This is a genomic window from Streptomyces sp. NPDC002573 (genome assembly GCF_042889625.1).
GTDB lineage: Bacteria > Actinomycetota > Actinomycetes > Streptomycetales > Streptomycetaceae > Streptomyces > Streptomyces gibsoniae.
This window is the reverse complement of the sequence record NZ_JBIARC010000021.1, coordinates 101,001-122,056: the sequence shown is the minus strand read 5'-3', so window position 1 is coordinate 122,056 and position 21,056 is coordinate 101,001. Positions and strand designations below refer to the sequence as shown.

At 71.6% G+C, this 21,056-nt stretch carries 17 protein-coding genes and 1 pseudogene; 17 read left to right on the top strand and 1 reads right to left on the bottom strand.

What is annotated here, in order from left to right; translation table 11 throughout:
* Positions 1–51: 51 nt before the first annotated feature.
* The 8 genes from ACFYX0_RS21250 to ACFYX0_RS21215 all read left to right on the top strand — a co-directional run bounded on the left by ACFYX0_RS21250 (position 52) and on the right by ACFYX0_RS21215 (position 8,641).
* Positions 52–1,158 (top strand): quinone-dependent dihydroorotate dehydrogenase, encoded by a 1,107-nt coding sequence (locus ACFYX0_RS21250; protein ID WP_388972182.1) that lies wholly within the window; start codon positions 52–54, stop codon positions 1,156–1,158.
* Complete coding sequence (gene pyrF, locus ACFYX0_RS21245) at positions 1,155–2,000, top strand: orotidine-5'-phosphate decarboxylase (protein ID WP_388972181.1); 846 nt, start codon at positions 1,155–1,157, stop codon at positions 1,998–2,000. Before ACFYX0_RS21250 ends, pyrF begins: the two co-directional genes overlap by 4 nt.
* 275 nt (positions 2,001–2,275) lie before the next feature.
* Positions 2,276–2,599 (top strand): integration host factor, encoded by a 324-nt coding sequence (locus tag ACFYX0_RS21240; RefSeq protein ID WP_103844829.1) that lies wholly within the window; start codon positions 2,276–2,278, stop codon positions 2,597–2,599.
* A gap of 37 nt (positions 2,600–2,636) precedes the next feature.
* A complete protein-coding gene (gmk, locus tag ACFYX0_RS21235; protein WP_311695999.1) occupies positions 2,637–3,194 on the top strand; it encodes a guanylate kinase in 558 nt (185 codons plus the stop codon).
* Positions 3,195–3,245: 51 nt separating this feature from the next.
* Positions 3,246–3,518 carry a DNA-directed RNA polymerase subunit omega gene (gene rpoZ, locus ACFYX0_RS21230; RefSeq protein WP_005319902.1) on the top strand — a complete coding sequence of 91 codons (273 nt, stop codon included), beginning with the start codon at positions 3,246–3,248 and terminating at the stop codon, positions 3,516–3,518.
* A gap of 162 nt (positions 3,519–3,680) precedes the next feature.
* Positions 3,681–4,883 carry a bifunctional phosphopantothenoylcysteine decarboxylase/phosphopantothenate--cysteine ligase CoaBC gene (coaBC, locus tag ACFYX0_RS21225; RefSeq protein ID WP_388972180.1) on the top strand — a complete coding sequence of 401 codons (1,203 nt, stop codon included), beginning with the start codon at positions 3,681–3,683 and terminating at the stop codon, positions 4,881–4,883.
* 252 nt (positions 4,884–5,135) lie between these two features.
* Positions 5,136–6,344 carry a methionine adenosyltransferase gene (gene metK / locus ACFYX0_RS21220; RefSeq protein WP_355913689.1) on the top strand — a complete coding sequence of 403 codons (1,209 nt, stop codon included), beginning with the start codon at positions 5,136–5,138 and terminating at the stop codon, positions 6,342–6,344.
* Positions 6,345–6,478: 134 nt separating this feature from the next.
* Complete coding sequence (locus ACFYX0_RS21215; protein WP_388972179.1) at positions 6,479–8,641, top strand: primosomal protein N'; 2,163 nt, start codon at positions 6,479–6,481, stop codon at positions 8,639–8,641.
* 372 nt (positions 8,642–9,013) lie between these two features.
* Here the strand turns inward: ACFYX0_RS21215 and ACFYX0_RS21210 are convergent, their stop codons facing one another.
* Positions 9,014–9,547: a hypothetical protein gene (locus ACFYX0_RS21210; protein WP_355913695.1), complete on the bottom strand. Its 534-nt coding sequence runs from the start codon at positions 9,545–9,547 to the stop codon at positions 9,014–9,016.
* Positions 9,548–9,845: 298 nt separating this feature from the next.
* Between ACFYX0_RS21210 and fmt the strand changes: the two genes are divergently transcribed.
* From fmt to ACFYX0_RS21165, 9 genes and pseudogenes are all read left to right on the top strand, one after another.
* Positions 9,846–10,778, top strand: coding sequence for a methionyl-tRNA formyltransferase (gene fmt / locus ACFYX0_RS21205; RefSeq protein WP_388972178.1), 933 nt, complete (start codon positions 9,846–9,848; stop codon positions 10,776–10,778).
* Between the two features lie 75 nt (positions 10,779–10,853).
* Positions 10,854–12,272 carry an RsmB/NOP family class I SAM-dependent RNA methyltransferase gene (locus tag ACFYX0_RS21200; protein WP_388972177.1) on the top strand — a complete coding sequence of 473 codons (1,419 nt, stop codon included), beginning with the start codon at positions 10,854–10,856 and terminating at the stop codon, positions 12,270–12,272.
* A gap of 166 nt (positions 12,273–12,438) precedes the next feature.
* Positions 12,439–14,619 (top strand): thioester reductase domain-containing protein, encoded by a 2,181-nt coding sequence (locus ACFYX0_RS21195; RefSeq protein ID WP_388972176.1) that lies wholly within the window; start codon positions 12,439–12,441, stop codon positions 14,617–14,619.
* 222 nt (positions 14,620–14,841) lie between these two features.
* A complete protein-coding gene (gene rpe, locus ACFYX0_RS21190; protein WP_355913707.1) occupies positions 14,842–15,528 on the top strand; it encodes a ribulose-phosphate 3-epimerase in 687 nt (228 codons plus the stop codon).
* 78 nt (positions 15,529–15,606) lie between these two features.
* Positions 15,607–16,650, top strand: coding sequence for a sugar-binding transcriptional regulator (locus ACFYX0_RS21185; RefSeq protein ID WP_388972200.1), 1,044 nt, complete (start codon positions 15,607–15,609; stop codon positions 16,648–16,650).
* A gap of 187 nt (positions 16,651–16,837) precedes the next feature.
* Positions 16,838–17,167 carry a barstar family protein gene (locus tag ACFYX0_RS21180; RefSeq protein WP_388972175.1) on the top strand — a complete coding sequence of 110 codons (330 nt, stop codon included), beginning with the start codon at positions 16,838–16,840 and terminating at the stop codon, positions 17,165–17,167.
* A 130-nt stretch (positions 17,168–17,297) separates the two neighbouring features.
* Positions 17,298–18,740 carry a GuaB1 family IMP dehydrogenase-related protein gene (locus ACFYX0_RS21175; RefSeq protein WP_388972174.1) on the top strand — a complete coding sequence of 481 codons (1,443 nt, stop codon included), beginning with the start codon at positions 17,298–17,300 and terminating at the stop codon, positions 18,738–18,740.
* Between the two features lie 342 nt (positions 18,741–19,082).
* Positions 19,083–20,575, top strand: a pseudogene (locus ACFYX0_RS21170) (amino acid permease).
* A gap of 10 nt (positions 20,576–20,585) precedes the next feature.
* The gene (locus ACFYX0_RS21165; protein ID WP_263228900.1) at positions 20,586–21,038 is read left to right on the top strand and encodes an Lrp/AsnC family transcriptional regulator; all 453 of its coding nucleotides are present in this window, start codon (positions 20,586–20,588) and stop codon (positions 21,036–21,038) included.
* The last annotated feature ends 18 nt before the right edge of the window (positions 21,039–21,056 follow it).

Here is a 21,056-nt window from a genome sequence, read left to right as displayed (position 1 = left end):
TTGAGGGGGACATCGGAAACGGTGTCCCCCTCTTCGTGAGGACACAGGGACATGTACAAGCTTTTCTTCCGTCTGGTTTTCTCCCGGATGGACCCGGAGCAGGCCCACCACCTGGCCTTCCGCTGGATCCGCCGCGCCGTGCGCATCCCCGTGCTGCGCACCTTCGCCGCCGCCGTTCTCGCGCCCCGGTACAAGGAGCTGCGCACGGAGGCGTTCGGCCTGCGCATGCACGGCCCGATGGGGCTCGCGGCCGGCTTCGACAAGAACGCCCTCGCCGTCGACGGCATGGCGATGTTGGGCTTCGACCACGTCGAGATCGGCACGGTCACCGGGGAGCCGCAGCCGGGCAACCCCAAGAAGCGGCTCTTCCGCCTCGTCGCGGACCGGGCGCTGATCAACCGCATGGGCTTCAACAACGAGGGCTCGCTCGCCGTCGCCGCCCGTCTGGCCTCCCGTACGCCCGTCTTCCGGACCGTCGTGGGCGTCAACATCGGCAAGACCAAGGTCGTCCCCGAGGCGGAGGCCGTGGCGGACTACGTGAAGTCGGCCGAGCGGCTCGCGCCGTACGCCGACTACCTGGTCGTCAACGTCTCCTCGCCGAACACCCCCGGTCTGCGCAATCTGCAGGCGACCGAGGCGCTGCGCCCGCTGCTGAGCGCCGTCCGCGAGGCCGCCGACCGTACGGTCACCACCCGGCGCGTCCCGCTGCTGGTCAAGATCGCCCCGGACCTCGCGGACGAGGACGTCGACGCCGTCGCCGACCTCGCCGTGGAACTGGGCCTGGACGGGATCATCGCCACCAACACCACCATCGCGCGCGAGGGGCTCGGACTGACCTCCGACCCCGCCGTGGTGAAGGAGACCGGCGGACTGTCCGGCGCACCGCTCAGAACACGCTCTCTGGAGGTGCTGCGCCGCCTGTACGCGCGCGTGGGCGACCGCATCACCCTGGTGGGCGTGGGCGGCATCGAGAGCGCCGAGGACGCCTGGCAGCGCATTCTGGCCGGTGCCACGCTGGTGCAGGGTTACAGCGCCTTCATCTACGAGGGGCCCTTCTGGGCCCGTGCTCTCCACAAGGGGCTCGCCGCACGTCTGCGCACCAGCCCCTACGCCACCCTCGCCGACGCGGTCGGCGCCGATGTGAGGAAGTCCCCATGACAGGTCTGGAACCCTTCGGTACGCGTCTGCGCCGCGCCATGGACGAGCGGGGCCCGCTGTGCGTCGGCATCGACCCGCACGCCTCGCTGCTGGCCCAGTGGGGCCTGAACGACGACGTGGCCGGTCTGGAGCGGTTCAGCCGCACGGTGGTGGAGGCGATGGCCGAGCGCGTCGCCGTCCTCAAGCCGCAGAGCGCCTTCTTCGAGCGTTTCGGGTCGCGTGGGCTCGCCGTCCTGGAGAAGGCGGTCGAGGAGGCCCGGGCGGCCGGGGCGCTGGTCGTCATGGACGCCAAGCGCGGCGACATCGGCTCGACCATGGCCGCGTACGCCGAGTCCTTCCTCCGTAAGGACGCTCCGCTGTTCTCCGACGCGCTGACCGTCTCGCCCTATCTGGGCTACGGCTCGCTCAAGCCGGCCGTGGACCTCGCGCGCGAGAGCGGCACCGGGCTCTTCGTGCTGGCGCTGACCTCGAACCCCGAGGGCGGCGAGGTGCAGCACGCCGTACGCGCCGACGGCCGGAACGTGGGCGCGACGATGCTCGCCCACCTCGCGGCCGAGAACGCGGGAGAGGAGCCCCTCGGCTCCTTCGGGGCCGTCGTGGGCGCCACGCTCGGCGATCTGTCGTCGTACGACCTCGACATGGGCGGCCCGCTCCTCGCGCCCGGCATCGGAGCCCAGGGAGCCGCCCCGGCCGACCTTCCCCGGGTCTTCGGCAAGGCCGTGCGCAACGTGGTGCCGAACGTGAGCCGGGGAGTGTTGCGGTACGGTCCCGACATGGTCGCGCTCCGTGACGCCGCGGAACGCTACGCGGAGGAGATCAGGGTCGCGGTGGCGGCCGGCTAGAGGTTCCGGCGCCGCCGCGGGAGTCCTCCGACACGTGCTCGCGGAGGCGCCTGAGTCTGAATACATCCTCAAATCCCGGGCAGTATGTCCGAAAAGTCTGGCTCGACAGAGGCTGACCAGGACTTTTCCGCTGTTCTCGCTGACTCTGGCGGACTTGCCCGCTAGTCTCCGACGAGAGAACGGGCAAGCGTGTTGCTCGTGCCTCCCCAGGTGTGGGGCGACTAGGTTCCTCACCGGTCCGTATCCGACAGTTCGACATCCGAGGTGACGTAGGCGTGGCTCTTCCGCCCCTTACCCCTGAACAGCGCGCAGCCGCGCTCGAAAAGGCCGCCGCGGCTCGCCGGGAGCGGGCCGAGGTCAAGAATCGACTCAAGCACTCCGGCGCCTCCCTGCACGAGGTCATCAAGCAGGGCCAGGAAAACGACGTCATCGGCAAGATGAAGGTCTCCGCCCTCCTCGAGTCCCTGCCGGGCGTGGGCAAGGTCCGCGCCAAGCAGATCATGGAGCGTCTCGGGATCTCCGAGAGCCGCCGTGTGCGTGGCCTCGGTTCCAACCAGATCGCCTCCCTGGAGCGCGAGTTCGGCGGCACCGCCAGCTGAGTCCGGTGCACTCCGGGATTGCTGGAATAATCGCTGCATGAGTGAACGTCCGCGGCTGACCGTGCTCTCCGGCCCCTCGGGGGTCGGCAAGAGCACGGTCGTCGCTCACATGCGCAAGGAACACCCCGAGGTCTGGCTCTCGGTGTCGGCGACGACCCGTAAGCCTCGCCCGGGTGAGCGGCACGGAGTCCACTACTTCTTCGTCACCGACGACGAGATGGACAAGCTGATCGCCAACGGCGAGCTGCTGGAGTGGGCCGAGTTCGCCGGCAACCGCTACGGCACGCCGCGAGCGGCCGTGCTGGAGCACCTGGAGTCCGGCGTGCCGGTGCTGCTGGAGATCGACCTCCAGGGCGCCCGGCAGGTCCGTGAGTCCATGCCGGAGGCACAGCTCGTGTTCCTGGCTCCGCCCTCCTGGGAGGAGCTGGTGCGCAGGCTCACCGGACGCGGTACCGAGCCGCCCGAGGTGATCGAGCGCCGCCTGGAGGCGGCCAAGATCGAGCTGGCGGCCGAGCCCGAGTTCGACGAGACCCTGGTCAACACCTCGGTCGAGGACGTGGCGCGCGAGCTGCTAACCTTGATGAACGTTGTGTGATCAGGGTTGTGTGATCAGGTCTGATCTTTCCCATCTTTCGGAAGGTAGAGCGTGTCCTCTTCCATCACCGCGCCCGAGGGCATCATCAACCCGCCGATCGACGAGCTCCTCGAGGCCACCGACTCGAAGTACAGCCTCGTGATCTACGCGGCCAAGCGGGCCCGCCAGATCAACGCGTACTACTCGCAGCTCGGTGAGGGCCTCCTCGAGTACGTCGGTCCCCTCGTCGACACCCACGTCCACGAGAAGCCGCTCTCGATCGCCCTGCGCGAGATCAACGCGGGTCTGCTGACCTCCGAGGCCATCGAGGGCCCGGCGCAGTAAGCCACACAGTGCGGTATGTCATATCGCCATACCGCGACAGGTTTTTTCCACAGGCCCGGCAGCACTCCTGCCGGGCCTGTGGTCTGCTCAAGGGGGAGCGCGGAGGACCCCTCCGCGGTGATGCAGCATGGGGATGTACGGATCCGAGTCCGGGGAGAGACGGTGGACAAGCCGAAGGTCGTTCTGGGGGTCAGCGGTGGCATCGCCGCCTACAAGGCGTGCGAGCTGCTGCGCAGACTGACCGAGTCCGGGCATGATGTGCGTGTCGTGCCGACAGCCTCCGCGCTGCACTTCGTCGGCGCGGCGACATGGTCGGCGCTCTCCGGCAACCCGGTCTCCACCGAGGTCTGGGACGACGTCCACGAGGTGCCGCACGTCCGCATCGGCCAGCACGCCGATCTGGTCGTCGTGGCCCCCGCGACGGCCGACACGCTAGCCAAGGCGGCCCACGGCCTCGCCGACGACCTGCTGACCAACACCCTCCTCACCGCCCGCTGCCCGGTCGTCTTCGCCCCCGCGATGCACACCGAGATGTGGGAGCACCCGGCCACCCAGGAGAACGTGGCGACGCTGCGCCGCCGCGGCGCCGTCGTCATCGAACCCGCGGTCGGCCGGCTGACCGGCGTGGACACGGGCAAGGGACGGCTGCCCGACCCGGCCGAGATCTTCGAGGTCTGCCGCCGGGTGCTGGCCCGGGGCGTGACCGAGCCGGACCTCAGGGACCGGCATGTCGTCGTCACCGCCGGCGGCACCCGCGAGCCTCTCGACCCGGTCCGTTTCCTGGGCAACCGCTCCTCCGGCAAGCAGGGCTACGCCCTGGCGCGCACGGCCGCCGCCCGGGGTGCCCGGGTCACCCTGATCGCCGCGAACACGACCCTGCCCGATCCGGCCGGCGTGGACGTCGTGCGGGTGGGCACGGCCGTGCAGCTGCGCGAGGCGGTGCTGAAGGCGGCCGCGGACGCGGACGCCGTGGTCATGGCGGCCGCGGTGGCGGACTTCCGGCCGTCGGTATACGCCTCCGGGAAGATCAAGAAGAAGGACGGCCAGGATCCGGAGCCCATCGTCCTGGTGCGGAATCCGGACATCCTCGCCGAGATCTCGGCGGACCGGGCCCGCCCCGGCCAGGTGGTCGTCGGTTTCGCCGCGGAGACGGACGACGTGCTGGTCAACGGCCGTGCCAAGCTCGCGCGCAAGGGCTGCGACCTGCTCGTGGTCAACGAGGTGGGGGAGCGCAAGACCTTCGGCGCCGAGGAGAACGAGGCCGTGGTGCTGGGAGCCGACGGCAGCGAGACCCCGCTGCCGTACGGCCCGAAGGAGGCACTCGCCGAGACGGTGTGGGACCTCGTGGCGCCGCGCCTGTCCTGAGGCCTGTCCTGAATCCCTCCTTCCTCTGGAGAGCCGCTCGGGCCTCGCCACATTCGCGCGTGGCGACCCTGGAAAAGAGCGAGCGGCATTGGGCAGAATGCCCGTGCCGCAGGTCACAGGGCTCCCGAGTGGCGAGACAGGTGGGCCGGTGGCCGAGCGCGACCGATAAACTGTTCTCGGACGACGCCGGGCGCAGCTCCCGTCCCGTCCGCCAATGATCAGCCAGCAGCCGCTGCAACCCCAGGGAGCGTTGTGTCCCGTCGCCTGTTCACCTCGGAGTCTGTGACCGAGGGTCACCCCGACAAGATCGCTGACCAGATCAGCGACACCATTCTCGATGCGCTTCTGCGTGAGGACCCGACGTCCCGGGTCGCCGTGGAGACGCTGATCACGACCGGTCTGGTGCACGTGGCCGGCGAGGTCACGACCAAGACGTACGCGGACATCGCGACGCTGGTGCGCAACAAGATCCTCGAGATCGGCTACGACTCGTCGAAGAAGGGCTTCGACGGCGCCTCCTGCGGCGTCTCGGTGTCGATCGGCGCGCAGTCCCCGGACATCGCGCAGGGTGTGGACACGGCGTACGAGTCCCGTGTCGAGGGCGACGACGACGAGCTGGACCGCCAGGGCGCGGGCGACCAGGGCCTGATGTTCGGCTACGCGACGGACGAGACGCCGACGCTGATGCCGCTGCCCATCTTCCTGGCGCACCGCCTGTCCAAGCGGCTGTCCGACGTCCGCAAGAACGGCACCATCCCCTACCTGCGTCCGGACGGAAAGACCCAGGTCACCATCGAGTACGACGGTGACAAGGCGGTCCGCCTGGACACGGTGGTCATCTCCTCGCAGCACGCGAGCGACATCGACCTCGAGTCGCTGCTCGCCCCCGACATCCGCGAGTTCGTCGTCGAGCCGGAGCTCAAGGCCCTGCTGGACGAGGGCATCAAGCTGGAGACGGACGGCTACCGCCTGCTGGTCAACCCCACCGGCCGGTTCGAGATCGGCGGTCCGATGGGTGACGCGGGCCTGACCGGCCGGAAGATCATCATCGACACCTACGGCGGTATGGCGCGGCACGGCGGTGGCGCGTTCTCCGGCAAGGACCCGTCCAAGGTGGACCGCTCTGCGGCGTACGCGATGCGCTGGGTCGCCAAGAACGTCGTGGCGGCCGGCCTGGCCTCCCGCTGCGAGGTGCAGGTCGCGTACGCGATCGGCAAGGCCGAGCCGGTCGGTCTGTTCGTGGAGACCTTCGGCACGGCCAAGGTCGACGCCGAGAAGATCGAGCACGCGATCGCCAAGGTCTTCGACCTCCGCCCGGCCGCGATCATCCGCGACCTGGACCTGCTGCGCCCGATCTACGCCCAGACCGCCGCCTACGGCCACTTCGGCCGGGAGCTCCCCGACTTCACCTGGGAGCGCACCGACCGCGTGGAGGCCCTCCGCGAGGCCGCAGGGCTGTAGTCCCTCCCACTCATGCACGAGGCCCGGCGCCCTTCGAGGGAGCCGGGCCTCGGCGCGTCACCGGCGGGCCCGGGCACCGAGCGCGTGCCGAGGTCCGGACGGCGGTGTCAGTGGGGTTTGGTAAGAATGCAAGCGTGAGCAGCGGGAACGGGCAACAGCACGGGGCGGGCGGGGACGATGCCGGGCCGCCCGAGCAGCTTGCGCTGATCCGTGAGGCCGTGCGCCAGGCCAAGACGCCCCGGGCCAAGCCGCGCACGTGGCGAGGGGCCGCGCTCGCCAAGGACCTGCCCGTCGCGCGCGTCCTGGTCGACAAGGGCGTGCTGCATCTGGACCGGTACTTCGACTATGCGGTGCCGGAGGAGCTGGACGCCGTGGCCCGGCCCGGGGTGCGGGTCCGGGTGCGGTTCGGGGCCGGCGCGCGGACGGTGCGCGACGGACGGCGCGAGGGCGGCGGGCTCATCGACGGGTTCCTCGTGGAGCGGGTGGCCGAGTCCGACTACACGGGGCCCCTCGCGGCGCTGGCCCAGGTCGTGTCGCCCGAGCCCGTCCTGTCACCCGAACTGCTGGATCTCGCGCGGGCCGTCGCCGACCGGTACGCGGGAAGTCTCGCCGATGTGCTCCAGCTCGCCGTGCCGCCGCGGCACGCCCGGGCCGAGGCGACCGAGATGGGTCCGCCGCCCGCACCGCCCGCCGCGCCGGATCCCGCCTCCTGGCGGCGCTATGCGCGAGGCCCCGAGTTTCTGCGGTCCCTGGCCTCCGGCGGTGCGCCGCGGGCCGTGTGGACCGCCCTGCCCGGACCCGGGTGGGCGGAGGAGATCGCCCGGGCCGTGCAGGCCACACTCGCGTCGGGCCGGGGCGCGTTGGTCGTCGTGCCCGCGGGACGCCCTGCCGCGCGGGTCGATGCCGCGCTGAGGACGCTGCTGGGGGACGGGCAGCATGCGCTGCTGACCGCCGACGCGGGGCAGGAGCGGCGGTACCGGGAGTGGCTCGCGATACGGCGCGGGGCCGTGCGGGCCGTCGTCGGGACGCGGGCCGCGATGTTCGCGCCGGTCCGCGATCTCGGCCTCGTCGTCGTCTGGGACGACGGGGACTCCAGCCACAGCGACGACAACGCGCCCTTCCCGCATGTGCGCGAGGTCCTGGAGCTGCGGGCCTCGCGCGACAAGTGTGCTTTTCTGCTGGGAGGTTGGAGCTGCACCGTCGAGGCCGCGCAGCTGGTCGAGAGCGGCTGGGCGGCGCCGCTGGCCGCCGACCGCGAGCAGGTACGGGCGGCCGCGCCGCTGGTGCGGACCGTGGGGGACCAGGATCTCGCGCGGGACGAGGCGGCCCGGGCGGCCCGGCTGCCGACGCTCGCCTGGGAGGCCGTGCGGGAGGGGCTGCGACGCGGTCCGGTGCTGGTGCAGGTGCCCAGGCGGGGTTACGTCCCCCGGCTGGCCTGCGCCCAGTGCCGCGCGCCCGCCCGCTGCCGGCACTGCGCCGGGCCGCTGGCGGCCCAGGACGCGGGGGAGCTGCGATGCGGCTGGTGCGGGCGGGAGGAGAGCGCCTGGCACTGTCCGGAGTGCGGCAGCTTCCGGCTGCGCGCCCAGGTGGTGGGCGCCCGGCGGACCGCCGAGGAGCTGGGGCGCGCGTTTCCGGCCGTCCCGGTGCGGACGTCGGGGCGCGAACAGGTGCTGGACACGGTTCCGGACGCCCCCGCCCTGGTCGTCAGCACCCCGGGCGCCGAGCCGGTCGCCGAGGGCGGCTATACGGCCGCTCTGCTGCTGGACGGATGGGCCATGCTCGGGCGGCCGGATCTGCGGGCGGGCGAGGAGGCGCTGCGGCGGTGGATCGGCGCGGGCGCGCTCGTCCGGCCGCAGTCCGCGGGCGGGACCGTGGTGGTCGTCGCCGAGGCGACGCTGCGGCCCGTGCAGGCGCTGGTGCGGTGGGACCCCGCCGGGCACGCGGTGCGGGAACTGGCCGAGCGGGCCGAGCTGGGCTTTCCGCCGGTCTCGAGGATGGCGGCGGTGTCGGGACCGGCCGGGGCGGTCATGGACTTCCTCGCCGGGGCCGGACTCCCGGCGGACGCCGAGGTGCTCGGGCCCGTACCCGTGCCGGTCACCGAGGCCGGACGCCCGCGACGGACCGGGGGGCCGCCACCGGGGGAGCGGTGGGAGCGGGCACTCATCCGCGTACCACCGGGCAGCGGAGCGGCACTGGCCTCCGCGCTGAAGACCGCGCTGGCGGCCCGGATGGCTCGTGGGGGGAGCGGCGGGAGCGAGGCGGTACGGATCCGGATCGACCCGCCGGAGATCGGCTGACCGGCGGCGCATCCGCGGTCGAAGGTACGGCGCGTGAAGGCGGGGCCTGCGGGCCCGCGATACGGGCGCTGGGCACGTCGGCCGGGGAGTGGTGGGCCGACGGGCCCGCGGATACGGGCGCCGGGCCCGTCGGCGGGGGTGTGGCGGGCTCGGGGCGACGCGCGCGGGCCGTGGCGGCTTCCGGGGCGGCGCACGTCCGCCGGACCGCGGCCGGTTCGTGCACCAGCGGATGTCGCCGTAAGACAGCGGTAGTTGGGGGATCGGGACGCACCCGGCGGTGCTCAGGGGCCGCCCTCGGACACGGATCGGTGCCGTCGCGGCGCGGCCGCACGGCTGCCTCCCGGTGCGGCCGGGAGGCAGGCGGAGGGCCGCTCAGCCGTTGCGCGGGCCGGGGAAGGCCGTCGACCGCACCTCGTCGCGGAGGGTGGGGCTGCCCGCCGTGGGCTGCGTCGGCATCGAACGGGCCGCGGGCACCGTGGGCATGCCGCCGCCCATGTTGAGCGTGCGGGTGCCGGTCGCCTCCGGCGCGCGTTCGGCCTCGGTGGGTGCCTGGGCGGCGGCCCGGCGGGCGCCGTAACGGCGGTGCACCGCCTGCTTGGTGACGCCGAGTGCGGAGCCCACGGCGTCCCACGAGAACCCGAGCGAGCGGTCGAAGTCCACGGCCGCCGTGACCAGGGTCTCGACACTGTCCCGCAGCTCCTGGGCGAGGCGGACGGTCGGGGCGGGGGCGCGGCCGTAGACGACGAAGCCCGTGGACGGGCCGGAGCGGCGCGGGCGGTAGACATTGCCCAACTGAGCGGTGAGGGTGCGCAACGCGTCCACCTGTCGGCGGACCCGCTCGATGTCCCGCACCAGCAGGTGCAGGCTGGCCCGGGCCTGGGCGTCGTGGGTTGCGTGGTCGGCCATGAACAAGCCTCTCGAACCGGCGTTGAAATGAATCGGGCCGCGATCGCGGCCCGTTGTGGTCAACTCTTTCTTGACCAACGCGCGTGAGGGGCTCTGGTCACGGTGCGGGGGCGTAAGGAGGTGGATGTACGCCCCCTGTGGCGGTGTGCGCTGTGAGGGGCATTCGCCCTGGATCAGGGCGCCCTTCGCGCTTTCGGCGCCACAACCCCCCATAGACTGGTGAGCTATCCGTGCGCCTCGGCCCGCCGCAGTCGCCCGGCCTTGTCCCGACTCCCGCCCGAGAGGCCGTCACCCACCCATGAGGCTTGTCTTCGCAGGTACCCCCGAGGTCGCCGTTCCCGCGCTGGACGCCCTGATCGCGTCCGGCCGGCACGAGGTGGCGGCCGTCGTCACGCGGCCCGACGCACCGGCGGGACGTGGGCGCAGGCTCGTCGCCAGCCCCGTCGCCGAACGGGCGGAGGAGGCAGGGATCGAGGTCCTCAAGCCGAACCGGCCCCGCGACGAGGACTTCCTCGCGCGTCTGCGGGAGATCGCGCCCGACTGCTGCCCCGTCGTCGCCTACGGGGCGCTGCTGCCCCGGGTGGCCCTCGACATCCCCACCCACGGCTGGGTCAATCTGCACTTCTCGCTGCTGCCCGCCTGGCGCGGCGCCGCCCCCGTGCAGCACTCGCTCATGGCGGGCGACGAGATCACCGGTGCCTCCACGTTCCTCATCGAGGAAGGACTGGACTCCGGGCCCGTCTACGGCACCGTCACCGAGCGGATCCGCTCCACCGACACCAGCGGCGACCTGCTCACCCGCCTCGCCTTCGCCGGTTCCGGGCTGCTCGCCGCCACCATGGACGGCATCGAGGACGGCACCCTGAAGGCCGTACCGCAGCCCGCCGAGGGCGTCACGCTCGCGCCCAAGATCACCGTCGAGGACGCGCAGGTGGACTGGGCCGCGCCCGCGCTCCGGGTGGACCGCGTGGTCCGGGGCTGCACGCCCGCGCCCGGCGCCTGGACCACCTTCCGCGGCGAGCGGCTCAAGCTGATCCAGGTCACGCCCGTGCCCGAGCGGACGGATCTCGCCCCCGGACAGCTCGCGGCCGGCAAGAACAAGGTGCACGTCGGCACCGGTTCCTACGCCGTCGAGCTGGTGTGGGTGCAGGCCCAGGGCAAGAAGCCGATGCAGGCCGCGGACTGGGCGCGCGGAGTGCGCATCGGCGGCGCCGAGACCCTCGGCGGCTGACCTCCCCGTCCGCCCGCCGACCCCCGGACGTACGCTGGGAAGCGCACGTCGTCCCATAACCGGAGCACCTTTTTCGTGAGTGACCAGTCCCGTCGGCCCCGCAAGCCCGGCAAGCCCTACCGTCGGCCCAAGAAGGACCCCGTCCGCATCCTCGCCTTCGACGCGCTACGGGCCGTCGACGAGCGGGACGCGTACGCGAATCTCGTCCTGCCGCCCCTGCTGCGCAAGGCGCGCGAGGCGGGCGAGATGGACGGGCGGGACGCGGCGCTCGCCACCGAGCTGGTGTACGGGACACTGCGCCGCCAGGGGACGTACGACGCCGTCATCGCGGCCTGTGTCGACCGGCCACTGCGCGAGGTCGACCCGCCCGTGCTCGATGTGCTGAGCCTCGGGGCGCACCAGCTGCTGGGAACGCGGATCCCCAGCCACGCCGCCGTCTCCGCCACCGTCGAGCTCGCCCGGGTCGTGCTCGGCGACGGACGGGCCAAGTTCGTCAACGCCGTGCTGCGCAAGGTCGCCCAGAACGACCTCGACGGCTGGCTGGAACAGGTCGCGCCGCCCTACGACGAGGACCCCGAGGACCACCTCGCCGTCGTCCACTCGCACCCGCGCTGGATCGTCTCCGCCCTGTGGGACTCCCTCGGCGGCGGGCGTGCCGGGATCGAGGACCTGCTGGAGGCCGACAACGAGCGGCCCGAGGTCACACTGGTGGCCCGGCCCGGCCGCGCCACCACCGAGGAGCTGCTCGGGGAGGAGGCCGCGGTGCCCGGCCGCTGGTCGCCGTACGCCGTCCGGCTCACCGAGGGCGGCGACCCCGGGGCCGTGGAGGCCGTGCGGGAGGGCCGCGCGGGCGTCCAGGATGAGGGCAGCCAGCTCGTCGCCCTCGCCCTCGCGAACGCGCCCCTGGAGGGCTCCGACGAGCGGTGGCTGGACGGCTGCGCCGGACCCGGTGGCAAGGCCGCGCTGCTGGCCGCCCTCGCCGCCGAGCGGGGCGCCACGCTGCTCGCCTCCGAGAAGCAGCCGCACCGCGCCGGTCTGGTGGCCAAGGCGCTCGCCGGGAACCCCGGGCCGTACCAGGTCGTCACCGCCGACGGAACCCGGCCGCCGTGGCGCCCCGGGGTGTTCGACCGGGTCCTGATGGACGTGCCCTGCACGGGGCTCGGTGCGCTGCGCCGCAGGCCCGAGGCCCGCTGGCGGCGCCGGCCCGAGGACCTCGACGGCTTCGCGCCCCTCCAGCGCGCCCTGCTGCGGACGGCTCTGGAGTCCGTACGCGTCGGTGGCGTCGTGGGCTACGCGACCTGCTCGCCCCATCTCGCCGAGACCCGGGCCGTGGTCGACGACGTCCTCAAGCAGTACCGGAACGCCGAACTCATCGACGCCCGGCCGCTGTTGCCCGGCGTACCGGCCGTCGGTGACGGCCCTGACGTACAGCTGTGGCCGCATATGCACGGCACCGACGCGATGTATCTGGCCCTGATCCGCCGCACCGCCTGACCCTCCGGAGCCGTAGGTTCTCCAAACGAGTGACCGGTTCTCATGTTGTGAAGCTTCTTCTGTGCGGCGTCGAACTCGGCACCGCCAGGGTCGAGTTCACTTCCGCGGACCGGGCCCTCCTGCCTGCACGATCCCCGGCACCGCTCGCCACCACATGCTGGTGGACGTGCCCGAGTTGGGTTACCTGCGCACCGACACCCCGCACCCGCGGGGTGAGCTGCTGATCAAGTCGGAAACGATCATCCCGGGCTACTACAGGCGTCCCGACACGACCGCCGAGATCTTCGACGAGGACGGCTACTACCGCACCGGTGACGTCATGGCCGAGATCGGTCCGGACGAGCTGGTCTATGTCGACCGCCGCAAGAACGTGCTCAAGCTGGCACAGGGCGAGTTCGTCGCGTTGTCCCGGGTGGAGGCCACCTTCGCGACCAGTCCACTGGTGCGGCAGATGTTCGTCCACGGCAACAGCGAGCGGGCCTTTCTGCTCGCGGTGATCGTGCCCACCGAGGAGGCGCTGCGCGGCGGCGGCGACCTCGCGGCCCAGCTGCACGAGTCGTTGCGGCAGACGGCTGCGGACGCCGGCCTCAACTCGTACGAGATCCCCCGCGACTTCCTGATCGAGACCGAGCCCTTCACCACCGACAACGGCCTGCTCTCCTCGACGCGCAAGCTGCTGCGTCCTCGGCTGGCGGACCGGTACGGCCCGCGGCTGGAGCAGCTGTACGCGGAGCTGGCCGACCGGGAGACCAGCGCGCTGAGCAGGTTGCGCCACGTGGGCGCGAAGCAGCCGGTGATCGACACCGTGCTGCAGGCCGCTCAGGCGGTGCTGGGCGGCGCGACCGGCCTCGTGGACCCCAACGCGCGCTTCACCGACCTCGGCGGCGATTCCCTGTCCGCGCTCACCTTGTCGAACCTGCTGGGGCAGATCTTCGGCATCGCCGTGTCGGTCGGTGTCATCATCAGCCCCGCCAACAATCTTCGGCGGCTGGCGCAGCACATCGAGACCGACCTGGCGGGGGCGAAGCGGCCGACCTTCACAGCCGTACACGGCGCGGGCAGCACGGAAGTGAAGGCGGCGGATCTGACCCTCGACAAGTTCGTCGACGAGCGGACCCTCGCCGCCGCCACGAAGCTGCCGCTCCCCACCGGACCGGTGCGCACCGTCCTGATGACCGGCGCCAACGGCTATCTGGGGCGATTCATGGCCCTTGAGTGGATGGAGCGGCTGGCGGCCACCGGCGGCACCCTCGTCTGCATCGTGCGAGGCGACAGTGCCGAGGCCGCGCGGCAGCGACTCGAATCCGTCTACGACAGCGGTGACCCCGAACTGCTACGCCGTTTCCGGGAGTCGGCCGCGGCTCGCCTCGAAGTGCTGGCCGGCGACATCGGCGAACCGGACCTGGGACTGGACGAACCGACCTGGCAGCGGCTGGCCCGCACCGTCGACCAGATCGTGCACCCGGCCGCGCTGGTCAACCATGTGCTGCCGTACGAACAATTGTTCGGCCCCAATGTGGTCGGCACCGCCGAGCTGATCCGGATGGCGATCACCACCCGGATCAAGCCGGTCACCTATCTGTCGACGGTCGCGGCGATCTCCTCCCAGGTGTCGTCGGCCGACGAGTACGCCGACATCAGGGCGACCAGCCCGGTGCGCAGGCTGGACGGCGGCTACGCAGCGGGGTACGGGACCAGCAAGTGGGCGGGCGAGGTGCTCCTGAGGGAGGCCCACGACCTGTGCGGCCTGCCGGTTGCCACCTTCCGCTCCGACATGATCCTCGCGCACAGCACGTACGCCGGGCAGCTGAACGTGCCCGATGTCTTCACCCGTCTGCTGTTCAGCCTGGTCGCCACCGGCATAGCACCGGTTTCCTTCTACCGGCTCGACGCCGCGGGCAACCGTCAGGCCGCGCATTACAACGGGCTGCCGGTCGACTTCACCGCCGAGGCCATCACCGCCATCGGCGGGCAGGCCTCCCGGGGCTGTCGGACGTTCAATGTGCTCAACCCCCACGCCGACGGCATCTCACTGGATGTCTTCGTGGACTGGCTGAACGACGCCGGCTGCCCCGTCGCACGGATCGACGACTACGACCAGTGGTTCACCCGGTTCGAGACCGCCATCCGCGCCATGCCGGACCAGCAGAAGCAGTACTCGTTGCTGCCCCTGCTGCACGCCTTCGCCCACCCCGAGGAGCCCATCGACGGCGCGGGCTTTCCCACCGACCGCTTCCGTACCGCGGTGCGCGCGGCCGAGGTGGGGCCGGACAAGGACATTCCGCACCTGTCGGCGGCACTGATCCGCAAGTACATCAGCGACCTGCGGCAGTTGCATGTGCTGTGAAGGCCGACCGCACGCGGAGGCCGACGCGTGGCCGGGATCGTGAGACGGATCGGCGCTGGTCACCGTGTGAGGAAACGGAAGATCCGCAAGCCGGGCCTTCGCCGCCGGCCACGGCGCGGGAGACGCGGGAACCCGGCCCGGCGGGGCGCTGTGGTCACGGGCGCGCAGCCCGGCATTCGGACCGGGGGGAGCAACCGTCGGCGGGCATGGCAGGCTTGGGGCATGGCCGTGCAGATCAACCCCAGCATCCTGTCCGCCGACTTCGCCCGCCTCGCCGAGGAAGCGCAGGCCGCGCGAGGAGCCGACTGGCTCCACGTCGACGTCATGGACAACCACTTCGTCCCGAACCTCACGCTCGGTGTGCCGGTCGTAGAGGCCCTGGCGAGGGCGACGGACACCCCGCTGGACTGCCATCTGATGATCGAGGACGCCGACCGGTGGGCGCCGCAGTACGTCGAGGCGGGTGCCGGATCGGTCACGTTCCACGCCGAGGCGGCCGCCGCGCCGGTCCGGCTCGCGCGGGAGATCCGGGCCAAGGGGGCGCGGGCCTCCATGGCGCTCAAGCCCGCGACGCCCATCGAACCGTACGAGGACCTGCTGCCCGAGCTGGACATGGTGCTGATCATGACGGTGGAGCCGGGCTTCGGCGGGCAGGCGTTCCTCGACATCATGCTGCCGAAGATCCGCCGCACCCGTGAGCTGATCAGCAAGCACGGCCTCGAACTGTGGCTCCAGGTCGACGGCGGAGTCTCCGCTTCCACCGTCGAGCGCTGTGCGGAGGCCGGGGCGGACGTCTTCGTGGCCGGCTCGGCGGTCTACGGCGCGGCCGACCCGGCCGCGGCGGTACGTGCATTGCGCAGCCAGGCGGAGGCGGCGACGGCCCGGGCGTCGTGGGCGTGCGACGACTGAGCCAACGGAACCTGAACGCCGACCGTCCGGGCTGATCGAATCCGCCGGATCTGCAAGGATGAACGGCGAATGCAGAGTGTGAACAGCAGTGAGGAGATGGCCGTGTCGGGTATGTCGGCGGGCCGGTCAGCCATGCGGATGGGACCCGCTGAGCTGGTGCAGGCGGCGGCCATGGCCCGTCGCTTCTATCTCGAGGGCAAGTCCAAGATCCAGATCGCTGAGGAGTTCGGCGTCAGCCGCTTCAAGGTGGCACGGGTCCTGGAGACCGCCCTCGAACGGGATCTCGTACGGATCGAGATCAGAGTGCCGGCCGAGCTGGACGCGGAGCGCTCTGACGCGCTGCGCGCCCGCTACGGCCTCAGGCACGCCGTGGTCGTGGAGTCCCCTGCCGAGGCCGAGGAGTCGCCCGACCCCGAGAACCTCGGGGAGGTGGCCGCGGATCTGCTCGGCGAACTGGTGACCGAGGGAGATGTGCTCGGGCTTGCCTGGGGCCGGTCGACCATCCATATGGCGGCCGCCCTGGACCGGCTGCCGCCGTGCACGGTGGTGCAGCTGACGGGCGTGTACGACGCCGGGACCGCCGAGCGCGGCTCGGTGGAGGCCGTCCGCCGTGCCGCCCAGGTCTCCGGCGGGGACGCGCACCCCATCTACGCGCCGATGCTGCTGCCGGACGCGGCGACGGCGGCCGCGCTGCGCAACCAGACGGGGATCGCCCGTGCCTTCGAGTACTTCGACAAGGTCACGGTCGCCTGTGTCTCCATCGGCTCCTGGGAGCCGGGCATCTCGACGGTGCACGACATGCTCAGCGACGAGGAGCGGGCGCACTACGCGTCCCTCGGCGTCGCCGCCGAGATGTCCGCGCACCTCTTCGACACCGAGGGCCGCCGGGTCGGGCGGGACCTGGGGGAGCGCTGCATCACCGTCAAGGCGGACCAGCTGCGCCGTATCCCCGAGGTCGTCGCGATCGCGGGCGGGCAGCGGAAGGCGGCCGCGATCGACGCGGTCCTGCGCTCCGGGCTGGTCACCAGCCTGGTCACGGACACGTCGGCGGCGGACTACCTGATGACGGCGGGTCCGGCGCCGACCCCGGCCCTGCACCGCGCGGACCCCGACGGTCCTTGAGGGGACCGACGGCAGAATGCGAGGGGACGGCCCCGGCCGCGTCATGCCCCACTGACGCGGCAGGGCCGTCCCCTCGCCCGTATCCGTACGGCGGGACACCATGTGCCGACCGGCGGCCGGGCGGCGCGGTGCGCCCCACCGACGATCACCTCGAAGATCCCTACAACGCGTTCAGGGCGGTATCGACATGACCGAAGACCTCGAGTCCCGGCACGTGGTGACGCTGGACCTCGACGGTGTCACCGACAAGGCCGAGTTCATGGAGCGGATCGGGCTCGCCCTGGAGCTCCCGGACTGGTTCGGCCGTAACTGGGACGCCCTCGCCGACTCGCTGACCGACCTCACCGTCTGGCCCGCCGGTGCCGTGGAGCGGGGGCTGCTGCTGGTGATCCAGGGCTGGCGGGCGTACGCGAAGGAGCGGCCCGAGGAGTGGCGGATCGCCGAGGAGGTGTTCTGCGAGGCCGTGGACGGCACCCCGGAGCTGACCGTGGCGCTCGCGCTTGGAGGATCCCACTAACCCGCTCTGACCTGCCTGGATGATCTGTCCGGGGACTCTGCCGTGCCGGGCATGGGACAATGAAGTACGTGCTCTTCCCCCTGGCTGTCCTGTCCGGGGGCCGCCTTTGATCGACTGGGATGTGCAGCACGTGCGTTTCCTGAATGACATCCAGCCTGCCTACGACCTGACGTACGACGACGTGTTCATGGTGCCGAGCCGCTCCGCGGTCGGCTCCCGGCAGGGTGTGGACCTCTCCTCCCCGGACGGCTCGGGTACGACCATTCCGCTGGTCGTCGCCAACATGACCGCGATCGCCGGCCGCCGTATGGCGGAGACGGTGGCCCGGCGCGGGGGACTGGTCGTCATTCCGCAGGACATCCCGATCGACGTGGTCACCGACGTCATCTCCTGGGTCAAGAGCCGCCACCTGGTGCTGGACACCCCGATCGTGCTCGCCCCGCACCAGACCGTCGCCGACGCCCTGGCGCTGCTGTCCAAGCGCGCGCACAACGCGGGTGTCGTCGTCGACGAGGAGCACCGGCCGATCGGTGTGGTCACCGATGCGGACCTCTCCGGCGTGGACCGCTTCACCCAGCTCGAAGTGGTCATGTCCAAGGACCTGTTGCTGCTCGACGCCGGTATCGACCCCCGCGAGGCGTTCAACACCCTCGACGGCGCCAACCGCCGTTACGCGCCCGCGGTGGACGAGGACGGCAAGCTCGCCGGCATCCTCACCCGCAAGGGCGCCCTGCGGGCCACCCTCTACACGCCGGCCACCGACGCGAACGGCCGGCTGCGCATCGCCGCCGCCGTCGGCATCAACGGCGACGTCGCGGGCAAGGCCAAGCAGCTGCTCGACGCGGGCGTCGACACCCTCGTGATCGACACCGCGCACGGCCACCAGGAGTCGATGATCAGCGCCATCAGGACGGTGCGGGCGCTGGACCCGCAGGTGCCGCTGGTAGCGGGCAACATCGTCGCCGCCGAGGGCGTGCGCGATCTGATCGAGGCCGGCGCGGACATCGTCAAGGTCGGTGTGGGCCCCGGCGCCATGTGCACCACGCGGATGATGACCGGTGTCGGCCGGCCCCAGTTCTCGGCGGTGCTGGAGTGCGCGGCCGAGGCGCGGAAGTACGGCAAGCACGTGTGGGCCGACGGTGGTGTCCGCCACCCGCGCGACGTCGCCATGGCGCTGGCGGCCGGTGCCTCCAACGTGATGATCGGCTCCTGGTTCGCGGGCACCTACGAGTCCCCGGGCGATCTGCAGCAGGACGCGGGCGGCCGGCTCTACAAGGAGTCGTTCGGCATGGCGTCGGCGCGCGCGGTCCGCAACCGCACGTCGGAGGAGTCGTCGTACGACCGGGCCCGCAAGGCGCTGTTCGAGGAGGGCATCTCGACCTCCCGGATGTTCCTCGACCCGGGCCGCCCGGGCGTCGAGGACCTGATCGACTCGATCATCGCGGGCGTCCGCTCCTCCTGCACCTACGCCGGCGCCAACTCGCTGGAGGAGTTCGCCGAGCGGGCCGTCGTGGGCATCCAGAGCGCGGCGGGCTACGCGGAGGGCAAGCCGCTGCACGCCAGCTGGAGCTGACCTCCGCCGCCCCGGCGACGTGATCTGGTCGCCTCGGCCGTACGGCCCCTGTTCCCCCTCCGGGCGGAACGGGGGCCGTAGCCGTGTTCGGACGGGTTCGTGCAGCTCAGTCGTACACATCGCAAACATCTGAAGGTCCTGCGCAACAAACGTCCGTGACATCCCGGTGAACGCATGGATCTTGCGACGGTGCGCAAGGTTGCTGCATTACGCCTGTGAAGGGCGGACTCATAGGGTCATGCGCTGTACGCGGCGTGGCGAGGACCCCGCTCGGTGGTCCCTGCCCTTGGTGCCGCCGGTCCCCGCCTGCCCCCGTGACCGGCAGCGAAAAGGAGCCGATGCGTGCTCGACCAAGGCGCACCCCGCAGTCCCCCAGTCATCCAGCCCCGCCGTCCCCCGGCCTCGGCGCGCGGCTGATGCGCCGCAAGCCCGTGGAACACCTGGTCGCCGAGGGCGGCCAGGGCGAAGGAGGAACGCTTCGGCGTTCCCTCGGGCTGTGGCAGCTCACCATGATCAGCATCGGTGCCACCCTCGGCACCGGCATCTTCGTGGTCCTCGGCGAGGCCGTCCCCAAGGCCGGTCCGGCCGTGACGCTGTCCTTCGTGATCGCCGGGCTCACCGCGCTGTTCTCCGCCCTGTCCTACGCCGAGCTGGCGGGCACGATCCCGGTCGCCGGATCCTCGTACTCCTATGCGTACGCAACGATGGGCGAGCTGATCGCCTGGATCTGCGGCTGGTGTCTGGTCCTGGAGTACGGCGTCTCGGTCGCCGCCGTCGCGGTGGGCTGGGGCCAGTACCTCAACGAGCTGCTGGACGGCACCATCGGCGTCACCATCCCGGCCGCGCTGTCCGCGCCGCCCGGTGACGGCGGCATCTTCAACCTGCCCGCGCTGATCGTCGTGCTGCTGGCCATGGCGTTCCTGCTCGGCGGTGCCCGGGAGTCGGCGCGCGCCAACACGATCATGGTCTGTGTGAAGATCGCCGCGCTGCTGCTGTTCTGCCTCATCGGCATCCAGGGCTTCCGCTCCGGCAACTACGCGAACTTCATGCCGCTCGGCATGGCGGGGGTCAGCGCTGCCGGGGCCACGCTCTTCTTCTCGTACATCGGCTTCGACGCCGCCTCCACGGCCGGCGAGGAGGCGAAGAACGCGCAGCGCGACCTGCCCCGCGCGATCATGCTGTCGCTGGTCATCGTGACGGCGCTGTACGTCGTCGTCGCGGCCGTCGCCGTGGGCGCGAAGCCCTGGCGGCGGTTCAACGACTCCGAGGCGGCGCTCGCCCAGATCATGAAGGACGTCACGGGACAGACCTTCTGGGGCACGCTGCTGGCGGCCTGCGCGGTCATCGCCATCGCGAGCGTCGTGCTGACCGTGCTCTACGGCCAGACGCGCATCCTGTTCGCGATGTCCCGCGACGGCCTGGTGCCGAAGGTGTTCTCGCGGGTGCACCCCCGTACCGGCACGCCGCGCGCCAACACCGTCATCGTCTCCGCCTTCTGCGGTGTCCTCGCCGCCGCGATCCCGCTCGGCCAGCTGGCCGACGCCACCAGCATCGGCACGCTGTTCGCCTTCGCGCTGGTCGATGTCGCGGTCGTGATGCTGCGCCGGACCCGTCCGCAGATGCCCCGTACCTTCCGGGTGCCGCTGTCGCCGGTGCTGCCCGCCCTGGGCTTCGCCTTCTGCGTGTGGATGATGGGCAGTCTCTCGGCCGTCACCTGGGTGGTGTTCGGAGTCTGGATGGCCGTCGGGCTCGTGTTCTACTTCGTGTATGGCCACCGGCGATCCCGGCTGGCCGCCGCGGAGCCCGCGGCGCCCGCAGTCACCGTAGAGAAGTGAACCACCCGCCTTGCTGAACGATCTCGACGAACGCATCGTCCACGCCCTCGCCGAGGACGCCCGCCGCTCCTACGCGGACATCGGGCAGCTCGTCGGCCTGTCCGCGCCCGCCGTGAAGCGGCGGGTGGACCGGCTGCGCGCGACCGGCGCCATCACCGGGTTCACCGTCCGGGTCGACCCCGGGGCGCTCGGCTGGGAGACCGAGGGGTTCGTCGAGATCTACTGCCGGCGCAACACGTCCCCGGAGACCATCCAGCGGGGGCTGGAGCGCTACCAGGAGGTCGTGGCCGCCTCCACCGTCACCGGTGAGGCGGACGCGATCGCCCAGGTCTTCGCCTCCGACATGCGCCACTTCGAGCGCGTGCTGGAGCGGATCGCCGGGGAGCCGTTCGTGGAGCGCACGAAGTCGGTCCTTGTGCTGTCGCCCCTGCTGCGCCGTTTCTCGTCGGGATCGCCCACCTGAGCCGTCTCCTCGAGGGCG

Excerpts from the sequence above, each read along its gene's own strand:
- pyrF (WP_388972181.1), top strand. The coding sequence starts at position 1,155 with ATGACAGGTCTGGAACCCTTCGGTACGCGTCTGCGCCGCGCCATGGAC.
- ACFYX0_RS21250 (WP_388972182.1), top strand. The coding sequence starts at position 52 with ATGTACAAGCTTTTCTTCCGTCTGGTTTTCTCCCGGATGGACCCGGAG.
- ACFYX0_RS21210 (WP_355913695.1), bottom strand. The coding sequence starts at position 9,547 with ATGGCCGACCACGCAACCCACGACGCCCAGGCCCGGGCCAGCCTGCAC.
- rpe (WP_355913707.1), top strand. The coding sequence starts at position 14,842 with ATGGCCGTGCAGATCAACCCCAGCATCCTGTCCGCCGACTTCGCCCGC.
- ACFYX0_RS21180 (WP_388972175.1), top strand. The coding sequence starts at position 16,838 with ATGACCGAAGACCTCGAGTCCCGGCACGTGGTGACGCTGGACCTCGAC.
- fmt (WP_388972178.1), top strand. The coding sequence starts at position 9,846 with ATGAGGCTTGTCTTCGCAGGTACCCCCGAGGTCGCCGTTCCCGCGCTG.
- gmk (WP_311695999.1), top strand. The coding sequence starts at position 2,637 with ATGAGTGAACGTCCGCGGCTGACCGTGCTCTCCGGCCCCTCGGGGGTC.